This is a genomic window from Microvirga lenta (assembly GCF_020532555.1).
In the GTDB taxonomy this organism is placed as follows: Bacteria; Pseudomonadota; Alphaproteobacteria; order Rhizobiales; family Beijerinckiaceae; genus Microvirga; species Microvirga lenta.
Genome location: NZ_JAJBBR010000032.1, coordinates 1 through 679 on the forward strand (window position 1 = coordinate 1; position 679 = coordinate 679).

Genomic DNA, 679 nt, shown 5'->3' on the forward strand with positions numbered 1-679 from the left:
GCCGACAGGGCACGGTTCGCATCGATCATCGTGTTGAGGAAGCCGCCATCCACCCGGCAGGGATAGGACAGCGCCGCCTCCACAGCCTTGGCAGACAAAATCGGCTTGTATCCCTTCGCCTTCAGGGCACGATCGACACCGATTTGAACGAATGCGAGATCCTTCAGTTCGCCGGCAGCGGTATCGATTACCCCTCTGCACAAGGCTGTCATCCTCATCTCGACGAATTCATGAGCGTTGAGCTGCGCCGCGCTCGGTAACTCTAGGAGGGAGTTCTCGACGATGATGTCGTGCCCATCAGCAGGAAGCCCTGACTGTCTGGCGGCTTGCGACATAAGCCCCACGATCATCTCATAGTAGGACCTGTCGCAGCCGATATTACTGCGAGCCATGCGGCGCCTTTGCGCAATCATCGAGTAGCGATGCACATCGCTCAGTATCGGCAATCTCAACTCCAGGGCCGTCGGGCTGGGGGACTTTGCGCTGAGAGGATGAAAGGCACTTCCATTGAAGACGGTTTGCTGCCTCAGGAAGAGGGACAGATCGTTCGAATTGAAGACGTTGATTTTACCGATGCCGAAGGCCAGCGGAGACGATCCGAAGATCTGCTTCGACCATTGCCCGAGTGGGGTCTCACCGGTCGTGCTCGTGACCGGGAGCCTCACCAGAAAGGCGGCTT

At 57.9% G+C, this 679-nt stretch carries 1 protein-coding gene; it reads right to left on the bottom strand.

What is annotated here, in order from left to right:
• Positions 1–679: hypothetical protein (locus LGR44_RS21665; protein ID WP_226742793.1), on the bottom strand; the 679-nt coding region annotated here is incomplete at both ends.